Origin of the sequence: Rothia sp. (in: high G+C Gram-positive bacteria), assembly GCF_015265375.1 — a bacterium.
Classification (GTDB): domain Bacteria; phylum Actinomycetota; class Actinomycetes; order Actinomycetales; family Micrococcaceae; genus Rothia.
Genome location: NZ_JABZXW010000019.1, coordinates 1 through 20,708, shown reverse-complemented (window position 1 = coordinate 20,708; position 20,708 = coordinate 1). Strand labels below are relative to the sequence as shown.

The window sequence follows — 20,708 nt, the reverse complement described above, 5'->3', positions numbered from 1 at the left end:
TAGTGGTTTGGGGATGCGTACCCAATGAAGAGGTGCATAAAGGCACAGGTACACGCATATTTATAAGAGCAATTATAGGTTACCCAGAACACATTCTGCAGGGTCAACACAAAAAGCCCCTCCCACCGAACATCGTGGGAATAAAAAATCCACGTCCCTTCACCTTATTCAGAGGTACGAAAGAACGTGGATTCTTTATGAGCGTCATTAGCGGAGCGATCTCTTTTGAATGCTCCATTGAGCTGTCTAGATTTGAGTGTCTAGAGACGCTTCCCAGACGCAACATGTAGAGGTAAGACCCAAATATTAAACCTAGACGTAAGAAGCGATGTACAGCTCGCCATTACCGCTCAGGGTTGCTGCCGAGGGCTCACCCACGTGCAGCACCGACTCGGTGGCGCCCAGAACGAACTCTTCGGTGCCGTTGCCGTCTGCCGCGTGAATAGTGATTTTGCCGGATACGCTCAGCGCGGCGCTAATGCCCTCGAAGGTGTATTCCTGCGGCTTGCCCTCTTCAACGCGGATGCGGGTCACGCTCATGCGCTCGTCCCACATGGCGTAGGTGCCCACGGGCGCGTTCTCGGGGGTGGGGCGCTGGATTACGGGTGCATCCTGGCTTTCGCCGAGAACCTTGATGAGCTCCTCGGTGTCGATGTGCTTTGCGGTCAGACCCGCGCGCATCACGTTATCAGAGGGGTTCATCAGCTCAATGGCGGTGCCGGAGACGTAGGCGTGCACCTGACCGTCGGGGGTGAATGCGGATTCGCCGGGTGCCAGGTGTACCAGGTTCATGACGAAGGCGACGAGCAGGCCGCGGTCGCCGGGGTACTTGCCGGCAACAATCTGCACGAGCTCAGCTGCATCGGCGATAAGCGCGTTCTCGGAGCCGGTCAGCTCTGCTGCCGCCTCGACGAGCTGCTCAACAGCGGCTGCGGCAGCGTCTTCGGGCATGCGAATAATCTCGGTCAGCAGTTGCTTGGGGGTAAGCTCCACACGCTCTGCCAGCCAGTCAGCCTTGAACGCCTTCGCCAGTTCTGACAGCTGCTCGGAGGTGCGCACACCGGTGAGCACGCGCATCTGGGTCAGCGCGATGACGGTTTCGGGCTTGGAGTAGCGGTCCTTGTAGTTGCGGTGCGGCGCGTCAATCGCGATGCCGCGTGCCTGCTCGTCCTCGAAGCCGGCGATAGCCTGCTCGGGGGTGGGGTGCACCTGAATGGACAGGGGTGCATCAATCGCAAGGATCTTAAAGAGGAAGGGGAACCAGTCGGAGGTACGGTCCGGGCGCAGGAAGCGGGAAGGGTTCTCCACAATCAGTTCGTTGAGCGGGGATTCGGTACCGTCCACGGTAGCGCGCGAGGGCGCAGCCGGATGCGCGCCAACCCACACCTCAGCCTCGGGCTGTTCGGTGGGGACGGGCACGCCGCGCATGCGTCCGAGAATTTCGCGGGAACCCCACGCATAATTCTGAATCTGGTTTTTTAGGGAAAAAATCTCACCCATGGGGGAAAATACCTCTCGACGTGAGTTGTTTGAAGTAAGTGAAGTGATAAAAAACCCATACATTCAGCGGAATTTATAAGGTTTTACCTGCCCATTATAGAGGCTAGTTGCACTTCTTTACCGCTAAAATAAAAGGCGTGACTACTATTAATCTACATGACTCATTCAAAGCGTACGACGTGCGTGGCATCGTCGGCGAGACCATTACCGCAGAGACTGTTCGCGCTACTGGTGCGGCTTTCGTAGACGTTCTGGGCCTGGAGGGCCAGACCATTCTGGTCGGTGGCGACATGCGCCCCTCCTCCCCCGAATTCATGGATGCATTCGCCCAGGGTGCAACCGCTCGCGGTGCAAATGTTGAGAAGATCGGTCTGATCTCCACTGACGTTCTGTACTTCGCATGTGGCGTTGAGAACGCTGCCGGTGTTACCTTCACCGCTAGCCACAACCCCGCAGAGTACAACGGCATGAAGATGGCTAAGGCAGGCGCTGTTCCTCTGTCTTCCGAGTCCGGCCTGTTCGATATTCGCGACCTGGCTCAGAAGTACCTGGATGCGGGCGAGATTCCTTCTGTGGAGAAGGTCGGCACCGTTTCTGAGAAGGACATCCTCAAGCCTTACGCAGAGTACCTGCGCAAGCTGGTTGACCTGTCTTCCATCCGCCCCCTGAAGGTTGTTGTTGACGCTGGTAACGGCATGGGTGGTATGACCACTCCCGCTGTTCTGGGCGACACCATCCTGCCGGGCCTGCCCCTGGAAATCGTTCCCCTGTACTTCGAGCTGGACGGTACCTTCCCGAACCACCCGGCTAACCCGCTGGAGCCGGCTAACCTGGTTGACCTGCAGAAGGCTGTTGTTGAGCACGGTGCTGACATTGGTCTGGCGTTCGACGGTGACGCTGACCGTTGCTTCGTCATCGACGAGAAGGGTGAGCCCGTCACTCCTTCGGCTGTGACCGCTCTGGTTGCTGAGCGCGAGATTGCTCGTGCGAAGGCAGAGGGTAACGAAGAGCCCGTCATCATCTACAACCTGATCACCTCGAAGGCTGTTCCTGAGCTGGTTGAGAAGCTGGGCGGCCGCGCAGTGAAGACCCGCGTGGGCCACTCCTTCATCAAGGCTGTTATGGCTGAGGAGAACGGCGTTTTCGGTGGCGAGCACTCCGCTCACTACTACTTCAAGGACTTCTTCAACGCAGACACCGGCATGCTCGCTGCAATGCACGTGCTGGCTGCTCTGGGTGGCGGCGACCAGCCCCTCTCCGAGATCAGCGCGAAGTACTCCCCGTACGTTGCCTCCGGCGAGATCAACTCCGAGATCGAAGACAAGGCTGCCGCTGTGGACCGCGTGCGTGCACACTACGCTAACGCTCCCGTGGTTGTTGAGGACTCCGACGGCACCACCTTCACCAACACTGAAGAGGGCTGGTGGGTCAACCTGCGTCCTTCGAACACCGAGCCTTTCCTGCGCCTGAACCTTGAGGCACCGGATGTTGCGACTATGGAGCGCGTCCGTGACGAGGTTCTGGCTCTGGTTCGCCAGGGCTAAGCACTAGCTAGCTACTAAAAATCCCGCCCCGCAGATTCGTCTGCGGGGCGGGATTTTTATTTTGAGTTCTAAAACCCGGCTAGGTTCTTCTGTCTAAGAGGAAGAACCTAGCCGGGTTTAAGAAACCTAGCGGACGAGCCGGCTTACGGGGTTTTTACGCCTCGCGTGCCTGGTCGTGGAGCATCCACTGGTCGGGGCCGAAGATCTCGTAGTTGATGTTCTTGCCGGGGACGCCTGCCTCCACCAGTGCGGAGCGTACGCCCTGCATGAAGGGCAGCGGGCCACAGAGGTAAACGTTAGCGTTGGCGGGAACGTCCAGCTTGGAGACGTCGACGCGGCCGGTGTAGTCGCCACCCTCACCCTCGATGAAGGAGACGAGGCGACCGTTGGGCAGCTTGCCGACGAGCTCGGTGAGCTCTTCACGCAGGGGCCAGGTGTCCAGGCGGCGGTCTGCGTGGACCACGGTCACGGGACGCTCGGAGCCCTTCTCGACCAGCTCGGAGAGGAAGCTGAGCATGGGGGTGGTGCCGATACCTGCGGAGAAGAGGTACAGGGGTGCCTCGGGGTCGCCGAAGCCTTCCAGGGTTAGGTCACCGTAGGGGTTGGAGATCTCGACGACTGCGCCGACTTCCAGCTCGTGCAGGATGGAGGTCATCTCGCCGTTGGGGTCGAGCTTCACACCGATGCGGCGCTGGTTCTTTTCGCTGGGCAGCAGGGTGTACTGGCGTGCCTGGCGCAGACCGTCGCGTGCGGGAACGATGATGGAGATGTACTGGCCGCCCTTGGACTCGGTCATGGGGGTCTCGTCGGCGGGCTCGAAGGTCAGCACGACGACGTTCTCGCCGGTCTCCTTGCGCTCAACGAGCTTGAAGGGTGCGAACATGACGTCGTTTGCCTGGGAAGCGTACAGGCCCTTCTCCAGCTTGATGAGGGCGTTGCCCATGAGCCAGTAGACCTCGGTCCACGCCTCAACGATTTCGGGGGTAGCCAGGTCGCCCAGGTTAGCGGCGATTGCCTCGAAGAGGTACTTGTAGACGGTGGGGTACTCTTCTTCCTTCAGGCCCAGGGATGCGTGCTTGTGTGCAACGCGGGAGAGGACCTCATCGGGGTAGGAGTTCGGATTCTGAACGATGTAGGAGGCGAACACGGCGATGGAGCCTGCCAGTGCCTTGGGCTGGGTACCTTCGAGCTGGGAGGAGCGGGAGAACATGCCGTCCATCAGGTCGGGGCGAGCGGCGAACATTCGACGGTAGAAGTCGGGGGTGATGTCGTTAATGCGCTCAGCAATAATGGGCAGCGTTGCCTCAATAATGGGGCGGGACTTTTCGGAGAGCATCGGTGCGTGCCTTCTTCCTGTGTGGTCACCTCGGTCGTTGTGGTGACGCCCTTAATGTCGGTGATGCGGGGCGTTCACTCGGACAGCTCAGTTGGTGACAGAGTGTTTACAAAGCACCCTTACCGTAGCATTTTGCGGGGTGTTTGCGCTGAGTGCAGGTCATGCCCCGAGGGTTATTTGGCGCTGCAGATGCTACTTATGGTTCACCCTGACTCAAAGAGAGAGCCGAGCGTCACACTATATATTTTCAGCACTGTTTTTGAGTTCGCCGGGTGACTAGCCCCGAAGTATGCATAAAAATTCTGGACCGAAAATATATTTACTAGGGAAAGTATGCAGTGTGGTGCAAAAATGAATATGGTCACATTTTCTGCATTTGAAAAGCAAGTTTGCAATTTTCTGCATTTCCTGCACAAATTCAGGAATCATACAGGTTCCAGCACCCCCGCAGGCAGAGGCAAAGACGCCCCCGATGCTCCCTCAAAAACCTCCACAGAAAGCCGCCGGGAAAACCCCAACAGCCCCGCGTTAGCCGCAAGAACGCCTTAAAAACTCCGTGGAGCCTCCCACCGGAAAGCTCCACAGGTATCACGTATTTCTTATAGCGTGCCGGCCTAGCGCGCAGGCAGCGCATTCTCCGGAGGCGCAAAGCCCAGCTCAACAAACACCGGGCCAACGGGGCGTGCACCGGCAGTCAGCTCGCTAATGACCACCGAATCAACCGAAGCATAGAACGCCTCGCGAGCCCTCGCCAGCACATTGCGCAGGCGGCAGAACTTATCCAGCGGGCAGTGGCCATTCTCATCCTCGCACTCAATCATGGGGATATCGCCCTCAGTAGCGCGAAGAATAGTGCCGACGGTCGCAGAACGACCAGCGTCGGAAAGCATGACGCCACCGGAACGACCGCGAGTCGAATCCAAATAACCCATGTTCACAAGGAACGCTACAGCCTTCGCCACGTGGTTGTAGGGGGTGTCCACTCCCTCAGCAATCTTCTGAGTGGAAAGCTTCTGACCGGGCTCCAGGGCAGACAGGAGCATCAGAACGCGGAGCGAGACATCCGAGAATGCTGTCAAACGCATGGATACTCCTTCTATCCTTCTCGTGCTGCCGCACCTTCACGGAGGCAGCAACTATTACTCTAAACCTGCCTGGGCTCAGACATAGGCTCAGAGCGCTCAAAATCTTACATTGGCATTGTATAGGGGTAGCAAGAGGGCAAGAAATCAGGACCAGCCATAATCATGCTCTCGCAGCCCTCCCAATGTCTTTAGAGTATTTCTCAGGAACAAGTAGACTGCATAGCCTTACACTCACCGCTCTTCGAGAGACAACTCATCAGGTCCCACCTGACAGGGATTCAAACAACCCCCACAGACAGAAGGAAGGAGCGGAATCTCACCGGGAGATTCCGCCCCTTCAAGGCGCTAAACCTTAGGTATTAGCCGGAGTGTCTTAGCCCTCCAGAGCCTTTGCCAGAGCGTCGCGCTGTTCGCGAACCTCAGCGGGCAGCTTGTCGCCGAACTTCTCGAGCCACTCGTCGATACCGGGCAGCTCAGCAGCCCACTCATCCTTCGAGACAGCCAGAGCAGCCTTCAGCTCTTCCTCGGAGATTTCCAGACCGGTCAGGTCCAGGTCTTCCTTGGTGGGAACGGTGCCCAGGAAGGTCTCCTGGCCGCCAGCCTTGCCGTCCAGGCGGTCGAAGATCCACTTCACGACGCGAGAGTTCTCGCCGAAGCCGGGCCATGCGAAGCCGCCATCGGGGGTGCGGCGGAACCAGTTGACGTAGTAGACCTTCGGCATGTTCTCAGCGCCGTGCTTCTTGCCCAGGTCAATCCAGTGCTTGAAGTAGTCACCGGCGTTGTAACCAATGAAGGGCAGCATAGCCATCGGGTCGCGGCGAATCACGCCGACAGCACCCTTAGCGGCCGCAGTGGTCTCGGAGGAGAGGGTAACTGCGCGGAACACACCCTGCTCCCAGCTCTCGGACTCGGAAACCAGCGGGATGGTAGTCTTACGGCGACCGCCCAGAACGATAGCGCTCAGCGGCACACCCTCGGGGTCGTAGTACTCGGGAGCGAGCATGTCGACCTGGGATGCGGGGGTGCAGAAGCGGGAGTTCGGGTGAGCAGCCGGGCGGCCGGACTCGGGGGTCCAGTCCTTACCGGTCCAGTCAATCAGGTGTGCGGGAGCCTCGTCGGTCTTGCCCTCCCACCAGACGGAGCCGTCGTCGGTCAGTGCAACGTTGGTGAAGATGGTGTTGCCCTTGGCGATAGCCTTCATAGCGTTCGGGTTGGTGGAGTAACCGGTTCCCGGTGCCACACCGAACAGGCCAGCCTCGGGGTTGACCACGCGTGCCTGGTGGTTCTCGTCGAACTCAATCCATGCGATGTCGTCGCCGACCATCTCAGCCTTCCAGCCGTCAATGGTGGGCTCCATCATTGCGAAGTTGGTCTTACCGCAAGCCGAGGGGAACGCTGCGGAGATGTAGCGAACCTTGCCCTCGGGGTTGGTCATCTTCAGGATGAGCATGTGCTCTGCCATCCAGCCCTCGTCGCGACCGATAACGGATGCGATACGCAGTGCGTAGCACTTCTTGCCGAGCAGTGCGTTACCGCCGTAGCCGGAACCGAAGGACCAAATCTCGCGGGTCTCGGGGAACTGGACGATGTACTTCTCGGGGTTGCAGGGCCAGGGAACGTCTTCCTGACCGGGCTCCAGGGGTGCACCAACAGAGTGCAGAGCCTTGACGAAGAAGCCGTTGGTCTCGTTCAGCTTGGCAAGAACGTCCTTACCAATGGTTGCCATGATGCGCATGGAGCACACAACGTATGCGGAGTCGCTCAGCTCAACAGCAATCTTGGGGTTCTTAGCCTTCAGGGAGCCCATGACGAAGGGAATGACGTACATGGTGCGGCCGCGCATGGAGCCCTCGAACAGACCGGAGAGGGTCTGCTTCATTTCGACGGGGTCGCGCCAGTTGTTGGTCGGGCCTGCACCCTCTTCGGTCTCGGAGCAGATGAAGGTGCGCTCCTCGACGCGTGCCACGTCATCGGGATCGGAGAAAGCTGCGTAAGAGTTCGGGAATTCGTGATCGCTCAGGCGAACAAAGGTGCCAGCGTCGACCAGTTCCTGTGCGAGGCGGTCGTATTCTTCCTGGGTGCCGTCAACCCAGTAGATGTGTGCGGGCTGGGTCAGGGCCGCAACTTCGCGAACCCAATCCAGAAGGCCCTGGTGGGTAGTGGGTGCGCTCTGCAGCTCCTTTTCGAGCTCAGCAGAGAGAGTACGAGTTGAGGTGTCAGCCATTGACGTTTTCCCCTTCATTCGGTGGCCCGGATACTACGTTGATCCGGTTAGGTCTGCGGTAACAAAGAAGCAGTTAAACACTACAAGCGTGCAAACAATGGTGAATATGCACGCTTGGACAGAAGCCACTTCCTCGTGATGCTTACAGAATAACGCATTAATGATCCGAACACCCCTCTATGACGCTATTTCTTACGTTCTGCGCATCACATTCTTCTAGGGCGAAAAGATTTTTTGAAGTATTTTTGAGTGATTCTGCAGGGTCGAGGCGGGTGTTTCGGGTGGTTCCAGGGCAGGTTTTGGGGTGGGACAAAAATATTTTGAAAAAATTTTGCGAACACAAAAACCCCGGAATCATGCGGCAAAACGGGGTATTTTCGGCTCCCCCGGAGGGGAATTTGGGCAGATTTCGAGTTTTTCGGCTTGCACGCCCCTAACAACATCCGTATAGTAGTACCTGTTGCCGCGACGGGTTGAAGAAATCCGAAGCGAGGAACATGCGCCTGTAGCTCAACGGATAGAGCATCTGACTACGGATCAGAAGGTTGGGGGTTCGAATCCCTTCGGGCGCACCAACGATCCCCGGTTCTTCGGAACCGGGGATTTTTTGTATACCCAGAAGTTGTGTGCAGAAGGCGCCACTCACTCGGCAGACGGCGCGGTATGCAGAAACGCAGCATACAGAAACTACAGACGTGTAGAAGCTGCAGCGTGCAGAGATACCTATATGGAGGTGTAGCGCAGACGCCCCGCCGACCGTCGCATCCGCGCCCAAAAACTGCACTAACAGTGTGCCTCAACCTGTGAATCCACAGATTTATGCTCCCAGATGACGTGCTCCGGGGCACACCCGCCAAAAAACGCCTAGGATGGAAAGAGGACCCTCCACACATAGGCTGGAGAGCAGACAACGCGAAGGAGCACTATGGCACAGCTATCCATTCCGCAGTCCCTGATAGGTGCGCTCATCGACATAGCCAATCTGGGAACACTCGACTACTTCCCGCCCACCGAACGATGCGCCCACTGGTCCCTCTATGACGCGCAGCGCCAGGAGCTTCTTTGCCCCTGCGCACCCGCCGCCAACGCCACCACGGAGAAGCTCTTTGAGGCCGCGGCAAAGATTCTCTACGAGAACTTCCCCCGATATATCGACTCTCCCGAGGAGATTATTCCTTATACCTCCCGTCAGGAGCTCGTCGCCGCCCTGCGTCGTGGCGAGGAAGAGCCTGCAGAAGAGGAGCAGGACGAGCTGCAGGTAGCCGCAACTGCCGCAGACCCTGTTACTGAGGTTGAGGCTGAGGTTGAAACTAGCCTCACTGAACCTGCAGTAGCTAAGAACGCTGAGGTTAGCGCAGATGATACCCCGAAGCCTGCAGCGCCCAAGCCTGCACCTTCCCCCGCACTCTTTGCGGCACGTGCGGCGCAGGCGCCCAGCCCGGCTCTCGGAGTGCCGGAAGAAGCACCCGCAGAAAAGACCGCACCGGTGCCGAGCCCTGCAACGATTGCCGCCGCAACGTCTGCGGCGCCCAAGCCCGCTGTTCCCATGCCTGCGGCGCCCAAACCCGCAACGCCTACGTCTGCAGTGCCGAAGCCTGCCGCGCCGACTCCCGGCGCGCCCTCCCCCGGCATGTTCCGCAAGTCCACGCTGACCTACCGTCCGCCGCGCATCGAAGAGTACCTGGAGGGTCTGCGCGCCCGTCAGCAGGCAGCAGAAGCTGCCGAAGCCGCACAGTCGGCAGCGGCAACCGAGCAAGCAGCCGTTGAAGATCAGCCGGTGCTCGCTCAGTCCTTGCCGAGTGCACCCGCAGTGCCTACGACTTCAGGCCCCAAGCCGACCGCCCCGAAACCGGGTGCGCCGAAGCCCGCAACTCCCACGCCGAGCGCGCCCGCGGCAGAGCCTGCACCCGCAGCCCCTCGCGGCGTTACCGCCGAGGATCGCGAACGCAGCTACCGCCTGCGCCCGAGCTTGCGTGAGCGCCTCGAACGCGAAAACATCAGCGAAGAGCTCGTGCGCACCATCCTGCGCGAAGGCGAGGCGGAACGCATCAACGACTGGACCATCCGCTTCACGCACGACGACTACCGCGTTGACGTGAACACCGCCTCCGCCGAAGTCATTACCGTCATCGACGAATACGACGCCGACTACAACGAGGCGGCGCAGGCATCCCTGGCGCAGGGCGAATACACTTCGCTCAATGCCCTGGAGCTTGAGTTCAGCGAGCGCGCCCGCACCTTCCTGAAGAAGAACCCGCCGTTCGTTTTCGATCTGATGCTTCAGACGCTGAACAGCCCCGAGAGCGTGCGCATGGCTGAAGGCTGGACCCGCATCTACACGGCGCAGGGTCTGGAAATTGCAATCTCGCCGGATGAGCGGACCGTTCTGGCTCTGGCGAAGACCCCGGATTTCCATCACCTGCACGCGGAAGCCCTGCGTAAGGCTCAGCTCGAAGAGCTCAGCAACACCCTGGCGAAGCAGGCAGAAGATAAGGCAACCCAGGCAGAAAACACCGTTGAGGAGGAGAAATAATGTCCGCGAAGCAGATTACCGTTCCTCTTGAGGTGTACGTTCGCCTGCAGGAGCTTGCTTCCCTCGCAACCTATAGCTACCGGGAGAACCAGGGTTCCGAAGAGAGCGCGGCAAGCGATAAGCCGTGGGATTTGCTCTCCAAGGATGGCGCCTCCCTGCTCGATGAGAACGGCGCGCTCAAACCCGAAGCTGCAGAGCTCTACTTCACCCTGTTGCCGCTCATTGCCCAGGAGTTCGTGGAACAGCAGCAGGCCCTCGTGGACGCTTACCGTCAGGCACCCAAGCCCGCCGCCGCACGCGCCAAGATTCGCCCCTCCAACCAGCGCCTTATCCCGTTGACCGAGGTGCCGCTGGAGAACCAGCGTATTGCCGCGCGCATCGAGAAGGAGTTCTACGGCGAGGTGCCGCCGCGCCGCCGTATCTACGGTGTGCTCCCCGGCGTGATGGACTACATGATGCGCCACGGCCTCACCTACGAACTGCTGCTGGACATCATCGAATCCCCCGCAAGCACGGTGGTTCAAGAAAGCGCGCAGGAGAACCGTTACGGCCGAGAAGTCACCCTCTACACGCATGAGGAGGAAGGCTACCAGGTGGTACTCAACCCCCTGACCGCCGAGGTGCTCGCGCTACGCCCGCTGCAGGCCCTCGCGGGAGGCTACCAGCTCTCCCCCGAGGCTCAGGCTCAGCTCAAGGCGCTCGGCCTGACCGGCGAATACATTGCCCGCATCCTCGATGAGGCTGAGGACCGCCGCCCGATTCCCGGCAGTAGCCGCACCGTGTACTCGCTCAACGGCTACCAGGTGGAGTTCTCGCACTCCGACCAGCAGGTGATTCGTATTAGTCGTGGCACCGCGCCCAGCCGTAACCCCTTCGAATCGCAGCCGAGGATGAGCGGTACGAAGAGGCAGCGCGGCCGCAAGATTCCGCACGATGTGGATGCGTTCGTGCAGCTACTGCAGGAGCACGGCTTCACCATCACCATGGGCGGTAAGCACTACGATATTCGCCACGAGAAGCTGGCTCCGGGTCAGAAGGCGGTCACCTCGGTGACTCCCTCGGATTCGCAGCGTTGGCACCTGAACTCGGCACGCCAGATCCGCAATACCTTCGGTATTGACCTGCGCTACGCCGACCCGCGCGATAGCGTGCGCGGTATTGTGCGCGGCCCGGGACGAAGCGTCCAGAATACTGATGACCACAGCGCAGAAAAGCAGGACGCCGAGAAGAGCGCGGAGAAGACGGCGGAGAAGGAATCCGAGTAGCTCTTCGTCACAGTTGAAGCATAGCAGTTGAAGCGCGCCCGCGTGCCGGTTCTTTATACTGCCCCCAGCATGTCTTTGCATCTGGGGGCAGTATTCATATGCGCCTATATCCCGCATTGTCAGGGCAATACGGGGTAGACTGGGGGCAATACAGACATGCTACTCAGCATAAAAATTAATATGCGTTCCCGTGATATGCGTGACGGTAGGGTTGGGGATGCGCCACAAAGTACGGTGAATAACAGCCCCTACCTCTACAATAGAAACGCATCACTACAGAAGAAGGAGAACGCATGGGCGTAACGATTAAGGTCACTGACGAAGCAGGCGTAAACTACGACATTCAGTGGGAAGACCACCACACCCTCCTGGAGGCCCTCCAGGCTAACGGCGTGCCGGTCCTCGCAACCTGCGGTGGTAACGCATCCTGCGCTACCTGCCACGGCTTCATCGACCCCGAGCACTTCGAGGCTTCCGGTGAGCGCACCGAAGCTGAGCAGGACCTGCTCGACATGGTCGACGATGTCGCCAACGAGTACTCTCGCCTGTGCTGCCAGGTCGAGTACGCCCCCGGTATGGACGGAGCAGAAATCCAAATGCAGGCGGCGATGTAATCATGTTTAAATCGGCTCAGGTACTCGCATCAACCACCCTCCTCTGTTGCGTGCTCGCGCTCAGTGGATGCGGCGCGTCCCAGGCCGGTCAGGAAGCTGAAGGCACCTCGGCACAGCCGAGCGCTTCGGCTTCGGTCAAGCCCGGCACGATTCGAGTAGCCTCCGACGGGGCTACCCCTTCGGTGAGCCCGGGTTCCATTACCGTGGTGAACTCCCCCGACGCGGAGCACCACGAGTCTTCCTCTGAGCACTCCGAGTCTTCCTCCCACACCGAGACTCACGAGTCGAAGCAGAGCTCCACTTCTGCCGATTCCCACCACGAGGGTTCCGAGCAGAACAAGTCGGACGACTCTGATTCTCAGCAGGATTCCCAGAAGGGCTCAGACTCGTCTTCGCAGTCGGGCTCTCGCTCTTCGGGTAACTCCTCGAACTCCTCCGGTTCCTCGAACTCGTCGAGTTCTTCCAACTCCTCGAATTCCTCGAGCTCTTCGGAGAAGTCCTCTAACTCCTCCAACAACAACGCTGAGGGACCGACCCAGTGCGATCTGGACGACCTGAACGTTTCGGTTGCCATTGGAGATGGCTCCCCCGGCGCTCGAAACTACACCCTGTACTTCCAGAACTCCTCGAACTCCCCCTGCACCCTGCGCGGCTACCCGCGCGTGGTCCATGCGGGTCCTTCGGGAACCTGGGTTGGTCGTGAGGCTTCCACCTCCGACGAGTACATGAACCCTGCGGGTGTGACCCTCAACCCCGGCGATAGCACCACCGCGGTGCTGCGTTCGGTGTACCCGGCACGCTTCGGTGACGATTGCGGCAGCCGCCCGGTTCAGGGCTTCCTGGTGGGTCTTCCCTCCGGTTCCGGTGGCGTGATTGTTCCGCTGGATACGACCGCGTGTTCCTCGTCTGTTCCGCAGCTGTCGGTGGGTCAGTTTGGTGCCCGCTAACGCGGCATTGCAGATGTGAATACTCTGGCACGTTGTGTGCACATATAGTTCGCATATAGTTCAAGGGCGGTTCCCCGCGATGGGGAACCGCCCTTGAACTGTCTATAAGCCTAAATCTAGGGTTTAGCTTTAGCTATGCGGTAGCCGCGCACTCTTAGAGGGAGCGGGCAACCTCATCGTGGCTGAAGCGTGCACCGCGCGGGTATGCGGGCGCCTCACCGTGACCGAGGTTGACGACCAGGAAGGGGATTTCTGCGTTGTCCGCGAAGAATTCCTTCTTGATGCCAGCGAAGTCTGCGCCGGTCATGGGGCCAGCGTCCAGACCAAGGGCGCGGATTGCGGTGATGAAGTAGCCTGCCTGCAGGTGAGCGCTCAGCTCAGCGGCGGGGGTGGCAAGCTCCTCGGTGGTGTAGAAGCCCTTGATGAAGCCAGCAGCGTTGGGGTTGAAGGTGTCAGCGTGCTCTACCCAGTTCGCGTCTGCGGAGAGGATTGCGGTCACCGGTGCCGCCTGGGTCTTAGCCTTGTTGCCGTCAGCCAGGTGTGCGACGAGGCGCTCGCGTGCCTCGGGGCTCTTGACCCAGGTGATGCGCAGGGGCTGGCTGTTGAAGGCGGTGGGGCCGTAGAAGGTCAGTTCCTGGATGCGGCGCAGCTGCTCGTCGGTGACGGGTTCCTCGGTGAAGGAGGAGACGGTGCGCGGTTCGTGGAAGAGGTTGATGAGCTGTTCGTCGTTCAGGCGGGTCATGGTGGTGCTCCTTTGTGTTGTTCTCTCAGTCGATTACTTTACAGGTAAAACATTACATACTCTGTAGAGACACTGTCAAGCACATCTTCCTCCCCCAGCCCCCAACAATTCAAGAGGCGCACACCATAAACCCCGCCATAATAGATACATGACCGACGCACTCTCCCACTTCTCCGCACCCGTACGCGACTGGTTCCGCACCACCTTCAGCGCACCCACCGCCGCCCAAGAAGGCGCATGGGAGAGCATCCGCAACGGCAACAACACCCTCATCATCGCCCCCACCGGCTCCGGCAAAACCCTCGCCGCCTTCCTCTGGGCACTCGACGCCCTCCACCGCGAACACGAAGCCGGCACCGCGGGCGGTACGCGCATCCTTTATATTTCGCCCCTCAAAGCACTCGGCGCGGACGTTGAACGCAACCTCCGCGCACCGCTCGCTGGAATTACCCGTCTGAGCGGCAACGACACGGGCGAACCGACCATCACCGTAGGCGTGCGCAGCGGCGACACCCCCGCACGCGAACGCCGCCAGCTCATCAGCAACCCACCCGACATTCTCATCACCACCCCCGAATCCCTCTACCTCATGCTCACCAGCGCCGCGCGTAACACCCTCGCCGGCGTAACCACCGTGATCGTGGACGAGATTCACAACCTCGCCGCCACCAAACGCGGCGCACACCTGGCGGTATCCCTCGAACGCCTCGACGCACTCTTAGAGAAGCCCGCGCAGCGCATTGGCCTCTCGGCAACCGTCGAAAACCCGGAGGCAGTCGCCCGGTTCCTCGGCGGCATTCAACCAGTGACCATCATGAGCCGCCCGGTCGCCAAAGAATGGGACCTGCGCCTGAGCGTGCCCGTACCCGATATGGCGGCACTCGGAGGCGCCAACGACTACGGGCAGGGGCTCTACGCACCCTCGGAGGTGCAGGGAGGCGCGGGCTCAGCTTCTAGCGGCTCGCAACAGGGCGTAGCGCAGCCTGCTTCCAGCGCCACAAACATCCCGGCGAGCGCATCCTACACGCTCGAAGACGCCATTGGCGTATTCCCCGGTCAGGGAAACCCAGCGCAGGAGAGCGCAGACGTGAGTGGGGGCTTTGGCGCGCCCAAAAATACGCTCACCATCCCGAAAGAATCACTCCGCGAAACTCCCGATAGCGAGCGCCCGGAGACTTCTATTTGGCCGCGCGTGCAAGAGCGCATCGTTGACCATATTGAGAACAACCGTTCTACGATTGTTTTCGTTAACTCGCGTGGACTAGCGGAAAAGCTCACCGCAGCACTCAACGATATTCACCTGCGCCGCGTCCTCGCGAAGCAGGGCATCAGTCCCGAAGACTACGCGGCAGGCATCTCTGATATCGCCGAAGTACCGCCGCTCGCCCGCGCACACCATGGCTCGGTGTCCAAGGAGCAGCGCACCCTCATCGAGGAGGCGCTCAAGGGCGGAACCCTGCGCTGCGTGGTCGCCACCAGCTCCCTGGAACTGGGCATCGATATGGGCCACGTGGACCTTGTCATTCAGGTTGCGGCGCCTCCCTCGGTCGCCTCCGCACTGCAACGCGTGGGCCGCGCCGGGCACCGCGTGGGCGAAATTTCGCGCGGTTTCTTCTACCCCAAGCACCGCGGCGACCTGCTCGGAGCAACCGTCACCCTCGCCGGCATGCGCAGCGGAACCCTCGAACCGCTCGCTATCCCCACCAACCCCCTGGACGTGCTCGCACAGCAGACCGTCGCCGCCTGCGCGTTGGGCCCCATCAGCGTGGACTCCTGGTACGAAGCGCTACGCCGCAGCGCCCCCTACGCCGAGCTGCCGCGCGCCCTCTTCGACTCCGTGCTCGAAATGCTCGCCGGACGCTACCCCTCCGACGAGTTCGCCGAACTGCGCCCGCGCATCATCTGGGACCGCACCCCCACCGAGGAGGCACCCTCCGGCAGTATTGAGGGTCGTCCCGGTGCGCAGCGCCTCGCCGTCACCAGCGGCGGCACGATTCCCGACCGCGGGCTCTTCCCGGTCTACCTGGTCAGTGGCGATGAGGAGCGCGGCCCCAAGCGTGTGGGTGAGCTCGACGAAGAAATGGTGTACGAATCCCGCGCCGGCGAGGTCATTACCCTCGGTGCGAGTAGCTGGCGCATTGAAGAAATTACGCACGACGCGGTGCGGGTCTCCCCCGCGCCCGGTCAGCCCGCGCGCCTGCCCTTCTGGCACGGCGACCGCATGGGCCGCCCCTACGCCCTGGGCGTGCAGACGGGTGCGTTCACGCGCGCCCTCTCCAGCCTGGATGCCACCGATAGCGCCGCCGCCCGCCAGCAGCTCGAACAGCTCGGGCTGGACATCTGGGCGGTCGATAATCTGCTCGCCTACCTGCGCGAGCAGCGCGAATCCACTGGTGCGGTCCCCTCCGACACCCGCATGATTGTGGAGCGGCACCGCGACGAACTGGGCGATTGGCGCGTGGTCCTGCACTCACCGCTCGGTTACGGGGTGCACGCGCCCTGGGCGCTGGCGGTGCGTGCCCGCATTGAGGAGCGGTACGGGGTGGACGCCTCCGTCATGGCGAGTGATGACGGTCTGATTCTGCGTCTGCCCGCCATGGAGGATGTGCCGCCGGGCGCTGATCTATTCATCTTCGACCCGGACGAGCTGGAGGCGATTGTCACCGAACGCGTGGGCGATTCGGCGCTTTTTGCGTCTCGGTTCCGTGAGAATGCGGCGCGTGCCCTGCTGTTGCCGCGCCGTGATCCGGGTAAGCGCACCCCGCTGTGGCAGCAGCGTCAGCGTGCGGCGCAGCTGCTGGATGTGGCGCGTAAGTACCCGGATTTTCCGGTGCTTTTGGAGACGGCGCGCGAGTGTCTGCAGGATGTGTACGATGTGCCGGCGCTGGTTCAGGTGCACCGTTCGTTGCAGTCTCGGGCGGTGTCCATGCTGGAGGTTGAGACGAACGACCCTTCGCCTTTTGCGCGCACTCTGCTCTTTGAGTACGTTGCCGAGCACCTCTACGACGGCGATGCGCCCGCCGCCGAACGCCGCGCCGCCGCGCTCTCCCTGGACCCGGCGCTACTTGCCGAGTTGCTGGGCTCAAGCGGCCTGCGTGACCTGCTGGACCCGGCGGTGCTGGTGCAGACTCAGCAGCGCCTGCAGCGCACCGGTGAGCGTTACCGCGCCTCCGGCGTGGAGGGCGTGGCGGATCTTTTGCGTCAGCTGGGTCCGTTGAGCGCGCGGGAGTTGAGTCTGCGCTTGCGTGCCGACAACCTGCGGGCTGAATCTGCGCCGCACGGTTCTCAAGATTTCGGCGAGTCCGAGGACTCCGAAAACTACGGCGAGGAGTACGGCGCGCACGCCAGCGTGGATCAGGCGCGTGAGCTGGCGGAGCAGCTGGTTCGTTCGCGCCGCGCGTTCTCGTTTGCGGGTGCTTCCAGTGCCGGGGAGAACGCGGAGGAGACCACCAAGCCGCAGCTGTACTACGCGGTGGTTGAGGATGCCGCGCGCCTGCGCGATGGACTGGGCATTATGCCCGCCGCGGCACTTCCTACAGCCCTTTTGGAGCCGGTTGCGGAGCCTCTTGAGGACTTGGTGTCTCGCTATGCGCGCACCCATATTCCTTTTACGGCACTGCAGGCGGCGGAGCATTTTTCGCGCCTGACTCCGGTGGGTGTGGGTGTACTGACCCCGGTGTTGCAGCGCCTTCAGCAGCAGCGCCGCTTGAGCTCCGGTGAGTTCCTGCCCGAGGTGTTGCGCACGCCCGGTGCGGTCGGTGTTGAGTGGGTGGATGCGCAGGTTTTGCGTACGATTCGTGCCCGCTCCCTGGCGGCGCTACGTGAGGAGATTGAGCCGGTATCGGCGCAGGTCTATGGCGCTTTCCTACCTTCCTGGCAGAACGTTCGTTCTTTATCGGTACGGGTTGCACAGACCCTGCCGGAGGCGAGCGCCTACGGTGCATTCCTCCCCTCCCGCCGCACCGCCACGGTGGTGGGCGAGAGGGTGGCACCCCTCAGTCCTGCCGCTGAAAACGGCGCAGAAAACGCCACCGAAAACTCTGCCTCCGCCACGGAGGATCTGCTCACCGCCATCGACCAGCTGGCGGGTGTGCGCGTACCCGCCTCCGCCTTGGAGACGCTGATTCTGCCGGCACGAGTGCCCGGCTACCAGCCGCACATGTTGGACGAGCTCATGGCGAGCGGTCGGGTGTTCTTCACCGGTGCCGGTCAGCTGGGCGGCGGTAGCGCGCAGAAGTCTGACGGCTGGATTCGCCTGCATTTGAGCGAGAGTTCTTCGCTGACTCTGGGCGAAGACTACCCGGAGCAGCTGTTGCGCGCGGAGAACCCCGAGCTCTGGGAGGCACTGCAGACTCCGGGCACGCTGGAGCACGCAATCTACGAGGCGCTGGCTCACGGCGGCCTGTTCGTTCCGGCGCTCCGTGAGCGGGTGGCGCAGCTGATGAGTGCAGCGGCGCCCGCCGGTCAGGTGGTGACCTTCCCGGATGCGGCGGAGGTTTCGGCGGCGCTGTGGCGCCTGGTGTGGGCTGGCGCGGTGACGAACGATAGTTTCGCGCCGGTTCGGGCGATGCTTGCGGGCGTGCGCAGTGCGCATCCGACTCCGGCACCTGCCGCGCGTCTGTCGCGGGTGGGTCGCCGCGGTGCGGGGCGTATTGCGGCGGCGCGCGCCTCCATGGGTAACGCCATGGCGGGCGGCTACGGTTCTGGCAGTTATGGTTCCGGCGGCTATTCGGCACCGACTAGCGGATACGGCGCTAGTGCTGGGCGCGGCCTGCGTTCCCTACGCGGTGGCTTCCATGCCGCCGCTCCCGCCGTTGCCCCGCAGGATAGTGGCCGCTTCTCGCGCGTGGACACGCTCCTGCAGGAGCCGGTGGAAGCAACGGTTGCAGCGCTCGCACGCGCCGACCTGTTGCTGGACCGCTACGGCGTGCTGACTCGCGGGTGCCTGCAGGTGGAGGATTCTGCCGGCGGGTTCTCGCAACTGTACCGGATTTATTCGGCGGCTGAGGATCGTGCGCTGGTGCGTCGCGGATACTTTATTGAGGGTTTGGGCGCGGCACAATTTGCCGCTCCCGCGACGGTGGACCTGTTGCGTTCTGCCGCCGATAATCTCAGTATTCCCACAAGTCCACAGGGTTTTGGTGCGAGCGCCTACACCCCGCAGCGTACCGATACCGAGCAGGTGTACGGCACGTTCACGGTGACCCTTCTGGCGGCGACCGACCCGGCGAACCCGTACGGTGCGGCCTTGAGCTGGCCCGCGATTCCTTCTTTTGCGCACGAAGGCGAAGGCACGGTGAAGCACCGCCCGGCGCGCAAGGCGGGTGCCTGCGTGGTGCTGGTGGACGGCGCCCCGGTGCTGTACGTGGAGCGCGGCGCGAAAACCCTGCTGGCTTTCACCACCGACCCGGTGCTTCTGGAGGCGGCGGCCCCCGCCCTGGCGCGCCTGGTGTCTGCCGGTGGTGCGGAGAAGATTTCGGTAGAGAAGGTCAACGATGTGGAGCTTTTGGGCACGCACACTTTGAACGCCCCCGGCGGCGAGGTTGTGGAGCATCCGGTGGAGGCACTGCGCGCGGCGCTACAGGCGCAGGGTTTCTACGCGACGGTTCGCGGCCTGTCGCTGCGCCGTTCCATTTAGCCAAGCACACCCTAAAGCTCAACCTCAGATTAAATAATTCCTTTAACCTCAACCTGAACATCACAATGCCCCGCACCCTCATGGAAGGGGGTGCGGGGCATTATGTTTCCCTACTCACGATCCGGGTGGTGTTCCCGGAGTCCACCACGTCGCAAGCGGCGTGGTGGAGAAATAACCGCCCGGATGTCCACGCCGCCTTTGCCGTGGAGCACATAACCAAACATCGGAGCGGGAAGTCCTACGTTGATCCGTCGCCTCTCGGGGTGACTAGTAGCCGCCGGTGAGGGTGTCCACAGCGCCCAGGCACAGGTCGATAGCTTCTTCGAGCCCGAGCCCGCGGGAGCGAACGGTGCGCTGATCGCGGGGGTTGAGCTGCACGACGTGCAGGGCGAAGTAGTCGACGAGCTGCAACCAACCACCGAGAATGACGCGGGTGCGGTCATTAATCGGCATGCCGGTGCGCTTGAGCATCCATTCGAGGTAGTCGGTGGGGTTGTTCGGGAAGTCCTCCCCACCGGGGGTGGGGACACCGGCTACGACGAGGAAGTACGTGCGCAGTGCATTGCGCAGGGCCTCTTCGGGGTTTTCGTGATGCTCGCCCAGGGCTTCGAGGACCGCTTTGGCTTCGCGTCGAGTGACGGCGGCAGCCAGGGAGTCCTTGCCGGGGAAGTAGTGGTAAAGCAGGGCACGGGTGATGCCGGCATCGCGGGCGATAGCACTCATGGAGGCGCCCAGCACGCCGCGGCGAGCAAAATGTTCCGCAGCAATTTTCAGAATTTGCTCTTCACGTTCGTGCGGTTCCATACGCAAAGCACCGGTGCGAGGCTCTACATTCTTTTGTGAATGTTCCATAACCTCTCCTTCTTTATTTTCCGGTGTTTTAGAATTGTCCGATTGCATCGCTGTCATCGGGGCTGTTCCTTTAATCTCTGCATCCTTGCGCTGTTTCTGTCCCATTTCGACCCCTTCGTTCGACATTTCGAACTTCTGTGTCTTAATCGTACCGCTTTAAGGCTGTTTCCAGCTTTTATTAAGGCGTTTATGACGTAGGATGCCCAGGTTAGCAGGTCTTTAATTGCTTTACATCTTTTATACTTAGAAAAACCACAGGGGCTAAATTGAGGGTTATTAGTTTCTGATTTGACAGCATTTTCGAAAATACCGCACTTAAACGCTGTTTTTTGTAAAATTAATGCAGTTTTTTTAAATTAAATGTCCAATAATTTCAAAAATTTGTGAAGTTTTCGTTTTTTGTTCCACACATTCACACAAGCATTCAT

At 60.9% G+C, this 20,708-nt stretch carries 12 protein-coding genes and 1 tRNA gene; 7 read left to right on the top strand and 6 right to left on the bottom strand.

Annotated features, from left to right (window positions below; all coding sequences use genetic code 11):
• Positions 1-312: 312 nt before the first annotated feature.
• Complete coding sequence (manA, locus tag HXO69_RS04025; protein ID WP_296545447.1) at positions 313-1,500, bottom strand: mannose-6-phosphate isomerase, class I; 1,188 nt, start codon at positions 1,498-1,500, stop codon at positions 313-315.
• Between the two features lie 137 nt (positions 1,501-1,637).
• Here manA and HXO69_RS04020 point away from each other — a divergent pair, with 137 nt between their 5' ends.
• Positions 1,638-3,044 (top strand): phosphomannomutase/phosphoglucomutase, encoded by a 1,407-nt coding sequence (locus tag HXO69_RS04020; protein ID WP_296545446.1) that lies wholly within the window; start codon positions 1,638-1,640, stop codon positions 3,042-3,044.
• Positions 3,045-3,198: 154 nt separating this feature from the next.
• On the opposite strand, the gene HXO69_RS04015 is transcribed toward HXO69_RS04020, so the two are convergent.
• From HXO69_RS04015 to HXO69_RS04005, 3 genes are all read right to left on the bottom strand, one after another.
• Positions 3,199-4,380, bottom strand: coding sequence for an FAD-binding oxidoreductase (locus tag HXO69_RS04015; RefSeq protein WP_296545445.1), 1,182 nt, complete (start codon positions 4,378-4,380; stop codon positions 3,199-3,201).
• A 614-nt stretch (positions 4,381-4,994) separates the two neighbouring features.
• Complete coding sequence (locus tag HXO69_RS04010; RefSeq protein WP_049327323.1) at positions 4,995-5,465, bottom strand: Rrf2 family transcriptional regulator; 471 nt, start codon at positions 5,463-5,465, stop codon at positions 4,995-4,997.
• A 373-nt stretch (positions 5,466-5,838) separates the two neighbouring features.
• Positions 5,839-7,689, bottom strand: a complete 1,851-nt coding sequence (locus HXO69_RS04005; protein ID WP_296545444.1) for a phosphoenolpyruvate carboxykinase (GTP) — start codon at positions 7,687-7,689, stop codon at positions 5,839-5,841.
• Between the two features lie 499 nt (positions 7,690-8,188).
• Here HXO69_RS04005 and HXO69_RS04000 point away from each other — a divergent pair.
• The 5 genes from HXO69_RS04000 to HXO69_RS03980 all read left to right on the top strand — a co-directional run bounded on the left by HXO69_RS04000 (position 8,189) and on the right by HXO69_RS03980 (position 13,048).
• Positions 8,189-8,264: transfer RNA gene (locus tag HXO69_RS04000), tRNA-Arg, on the top strand.
• A gap of 350 nt (positions 8,265-8,614) precedes the next feature.
• Entirely contained in the window at positions 8,615-10,222 is a 1,608-nt protein-coding gene (locus HXO69_RS03995; protein WP_296545442.1) for a DNA repair protein, read from the top strand.
• Positions 10,222-11,487 (top strand): cell wall biosynthesis glycosyltransferase, encoded by a 1,266-nt coding sequence (locus HXO69_RS03990; protein ID WP_296545441.1) that lies wholly within the window; start codon positions 10,222-10,224, stop codon positions 11,485-11,487. The genes HXO69_RS03995 and HXO69_RS03990 overlap by 1 nt, the downstream gene beginning before the upstream one ends.
• Before the next feature lie 293 nt (positions 11,488-11,780).
• Positions 11,781-12,101, top strand: a complete 321-nt coding sequence (locus HXO69_RS03985; RefSeq protein WP_005507166.1) for a 2Fe-2S iron-sulfur cluster-binding protein — start codon at positions 11,781-11,783, stop codon at positions 12,099-12,101.
• A gap of 2 nt (positions 12,102-12,103) precedes the next feature.
• Positions 12,104-13,048 (top strand): DUF4232 domain-containing protein, encoded by a 945-nt coding sequence (locus HXO69_RS03980; RefSeq protein WP_070641827.1) that lies wholly within the window; start codon positions 12,104-12,106, stop codon positions 13,046-13,048.
• A 154-nt stretch (positions 13,049-13,202) separates the two neighbouring features.
• Here HXO69_RS03980 and HXO69_RS03975 read toward each other — a convergent pair whose 3' ends face one another.
• Positions 13,203-13,790, bottom strand: coding sequence for a malonic semialdehyde reductase (locus tag HXO69_RS03975; RefSeq protein ID WP_296545439.1), 588 nt, complete (start codon positions 13,788-13,790; stop codon positions 13,203-13,205).
• Positions 13,791-13,938: 148 nt separating this feature from the next.
• Here HXO69_RS03975 and HXO69_RS03970 point away from each other — a divergent pair, with 148 nt between their 5' ends.
• Positions 13,939-19,428 (top strand): DEAD/DEAH box helicase, encoded by a 5,490-nt coding sequence (locus HXO69_RS03970; protein WP_296545438.1) that lies wholly within the window; start codon positions 13,939-13,941, stop codon positions 19,426-19,428.
• A gap of 267 nt (positions 19,429-19,695) precedes the next feature.
• On the opposite strand, the gene HXO69_RS03965 is transcribed toward HXO69_RS03970, so the two are convergent.
• Positions 19,696-20,280, bottom strand: a complete 585-nt coding sequence (locus tag HXO69_RS03965) for a TetR/AcrR family transcriptional regulator (RefSeq protein WP_296545437.1) — start codon at positions 20,278-20,280, stop codon at positions 19,696-19,698.
• Positions 20,281-20,708: the final 428 nt, after the last annotated feature.